This window comes from Candidatus Chlorohelix sp. (genome assembly GCF_037138995.1).
Lineage (GTDB): Bacteria > Chloroflexota > Chloroflexia > Chloroheliales > Chloroheliaceae > Chlorohelix.
This window is the reverse complement of record NZ_JBAXHI010000098.1, coordinates 1-3,282: the sequence shown is the minus strand read 5'-3', so window position 1 is coordinate 3,282 and position 3,282 is coordinate 1. Positions and strand designations below refer to the sequence as shown.

Sequence of the window (3,282 nt, the reverse complement as noted above, 5' to 3'; positions counted from 1 at the left end):
CATAGGCATCAAGCTAAGAAGCAACAAGGGAAGGGTCTAAACAACATTGGTAGGCGGAAGGATACTTTCGGCGCTTATTCACCCGACAAGTATCCCTAATTACCGCTCTAATCACTTCAAACAAATCTACTAAATTAGAAGTTTGCGGCAAAAGCAAAACCATACTTAGCCCATATTGCCTTACTACTTGGCTGGCTTTGACCAGACTGCGCTCCCCCTCTTCCCAACCACTTAGCAAACTCAGCCAATGGCTCACTATCACGCCGATTAACTTGGCATACACCTCACACAATATCCGATAGGGTTTGCCACTGCGCCACTTCTCTAAACCCCCCGCTTGTTTCCAAAGCTTAAATAAAAGCTCAATTTGCCAACGTAAGCGGTACAACACCACTACTTCTTCCAAACTGGCTTTTTCTCCACTCAGATTGGTGAAATAAACCAACCACTCACTCACAAGGCTTTGCCTAGCGCTAATCGGTCGTTGGCGTTTTCTTGAGCCAGACCATTTTCGGAGTTATACAAATGACCTAGCTTTGCTTTGTTATCGAAATAATGCTCGCGCCCATCAGATATATTAATCCAATTATTAGAAACTTCTAATAGTATTCCAATAATCATTTGTTACTATATTCATAGCAAATACAGCTTATAAACTTGAAGGAGAGAAATATTTAAATGTCGTTAAAAAACTTGGTGCCGGGCTTACTAATAGGATTCATTTTTGTAGTGTCCTTCTTTTTTGGTATAACACTTCTGAATAATAATAGCGGTACAAACGCTGTAACTACTGCGCCTTCTTCAACGGTGGCAGTTCCAGACGCTGTAACTACTGCGCCTTCTTCAACAGTGGCAGTTCCAGACGCTGGCGGGGTTGCAAGTGAAACAGGGGCTAATCCTACACAAACAGTTTTGGTCAATCCTACTACTGATACTTCCAATGTCGTAGTTCCGGGAACAACCAACAAAAAGTCAGATGAGCATGGAAATGGCGGTAGAGAGAAAGAAAAAGAGAAAGAGGGCGATGATTAAATTTTTCCTTTGTCTCGAAACCTCCCTATAAATAGAGCTTAATAATAACTCAAGAATTGCAGAATATTCCCACAAAATTTTGCAAGGGAAGAAGTAGCTTAACTAATAAAACGTCAAGGGCTTACCAAAGCGCTAAAATGGTACCGACCAAACAAACCATTAGCATTGGAGGGTAAGCCCATGACAAAACCCATAGTAAAACGCTGGAATTGCTTTGACAATTTCGTGGAATTCTTCACCAACAAGCTTTCTAAACCAAACCAACGGCTTTTCATTTCCATAGCTACAATCCCAAAAGTGCCTCTACTACTTCATCGGTCAAACCCAATAAGTGCCTCTATTCAGACATTATCAGGAGTTATATTTACGTGCTAAAATCACATAAGCCTGTGCCTTTGCAATTAACTCAGATTGATACAGCGGCGGCGCTGCTTGCAAGAGCCTTTTCCAATGACCCTGCAATGGCATACGCAGCGCCAAATGAAGCAAGTCGGGTAAGCCGTTTAGCGCCTTTTTTCAAACTGAGTTTGCTTTACGGTATGGTATGCGGTACAACTTTGACTACACCAGATTTACAAGGAGTGGCAATTTGGTTTAGCCCTCATCCGAAAAAATTAGCCCTAGCCGAGTCGCTAAAATCAGGATTACTCTATCAAGGCATAAAGAGTGTATTCCACCTTAAGCCGAGCGAAATACGCCGTTTCATCACAATGGAAATCTATACACAGGAGATGCGCCACAGGTTTGCACCTGAGCCTCACTGGTACTTGCAAATCCTCGGAATTGAACCCACCCTACATGGGCGTGGGCTTGCTCGCGCACTTCTTCAACCAATGCTCGATAAAGCCAAAAGTGAAGGGTACGCCTGTTATCTTGAAACAATGAAAGAAACCAACGTTGCAATTTACCAGAAATTAGGCTTTCGTCTTGCTGGTAAAGGAATTGTGCCAAAAGGTGGTCCAGATGTTTGGTTTATGGTGGCAGACGCATAGCGATAACTCCAAACGCTTGTAGGATTGGTTTGGAAATAGGAGATAAATAATGGGTAAGCCCGAAATCTTATGCTTGGGTGAAGCTCTAATTGATATGGTTCCTCCCGAATTGGGAACGAGCATCATTGAAAAGGGCGAATTGCGGATAGCAGCAGGTGGCGCACCAGCCAATGTAGCGGTAGGGTTGGCACGATTGGGTAGTCCAGTGGGCTTTATCGGCAAAGTTGGGGCAGATTTCTTCGGGCAACATCTGAAAAATTTGCTGGCTAAAAACGGGGTGGATGTTTCTTTCTTGCTTTACGAAAAGCGGGCTAATACATGCCTTGCCTTCGTCACTTGGAACGAACAAAACGATGCTGAATATCTCTTTTATCGCAACCCTTCCGCCGATACCCTGCTCGAACCCTCCGATATTGACCTCTCATATCTGAGTAACGCAAAGGTTTTACAATTCGGTTCGCTTTTGCTGGCAACCGAACCCTCCTCCAGCGCCACTTACCACGCCCTTGATGTGGCTGCCAAAGCGGGGGTACTGCTCTCCTACGATATAAATCTGCGCTTATCGGTCTGGGCAGATGAAGCTACCGCTCGGAAAGCGGTAAACCAACCGCTTGCTTACGCCAACATCGTTAAGCTGAATCGCGCCGAACTAACATTCATAACGGGCGAAACCGATTTAGCGGCAGGGTGTAAAAAGTTGTGGCGAGAGCAATTCAAGCTGGTAATAGTAACGCTGGATAAAGATGGCTGCTATTACCAAACCAAAACCGCGCAAGGCTATGTCCCTGCTTTTGTTGCCGAAGTGGTTGATACAGTGGGAACGGGAGACGGATTTCTGGCTGGAATGTTAGATCAACTGTGGCGCGGCAATTTTAACTTTGGGGATGCAAGGCTGCTTGAAAAAGCTTGTCGGTATGCGGCAGCAGTAGGCTCAATTGTAGTGGGGCGTTCGGGCGGCATTCCGGCAATGCCTACCCATCAGGAAGTTGAGCAATTTCTGGAGTCGCATACCGCAAAGTAAGCCACCGTTTTTACGTAGTATCTCAAAAAAGAGGGGGCTAGGTGCGCGTCAATTTTTGGCGGGATTAATTAAAATTATGTTAAAGCACTTTTCAGAAAGGAGCATCTCACCTTATTACACCTAAAACTGGGTCTTGACAATTGGGTATGCTATACGTTTCTTGCAACAACCCTGCAACTTATACAGGGCTGTTGCAAGAAAGAAATTGTCCTCTATAAAACGATTCTCAAAGGGGTT

At 44.6% G+C, this 3,282-nt stretch carries 5 protein-coding genes; 3 read left to right on the top strand and 2 right to left on the bottom strand.

Annotated features, from left to right (window positions below):
• Positions 1 to 13: 13 nt before the first annotated feature.
• Positions 14 to 457, bottom strand: coding sequence for a transposase (locus WCK19_RS18380; RefSeq protein WP_342398862.1), 444 nt, complete (start codon positions 455 to 457; stop codon positions 14 to 16).
• Positions 454 to 621, bottom strand: coding sequence for a hypothetical protein (locus WCK19_RS18375; protein WP_342398861.1), 168 nt, complete (start codon positions 619 to 621; stop codon positions 454 to 456). The genes WCK19_RS18380 and WCK19_RS18375 overlap by 4 nt, the downstream gene beginning before the upstream one ends.
• Positions 622 to 678: 57 nt before the next feature.
• Between WCK19_RS18375 and WCK19_RS18370 the strand changes: the two genes are divergently transcribed.
• From WCK19_RS18370 to WCK19_RS18360, 3 genes are all read left to right on the top strand, one after another.
• Positions 679 to 1,032, top strand: coding sequence for a hypothetical protein (locus WCK19_RS18370; RefSeq protein ID WP_342398860.1), 354 nt, complete (start codon positions 679 to 681; stop codon positions 1,030 to 1,032).
• Positions 1,033 to 1,400: 368 nt separating this feature from the next.
• A complete protein-coding gene (locus WCK19_RS18365; protein WP_342398859.1) occupies positions 1,401 to 2,024 on the top strand; it encodes a GNAT family N-acetyltransferase in 624 nt (207 codons plus the stop codon).
• Between the two features lie 49 nt (positions 2,025 to 2,073).
• On the top strand, positions 2,074 to 3,045 hold the full coding sequence (locus WCK19_RS18360; protein WP_342398858.1) for a carbohydrate kinase: 972 nt from the start codon (positions 2,074 to 2,076) through the stop codon (positions 3,043 to 3,045).
• The last annotated feature ends 237 nt before the right edge of the window (positions 3,046 to 3,282 follow it).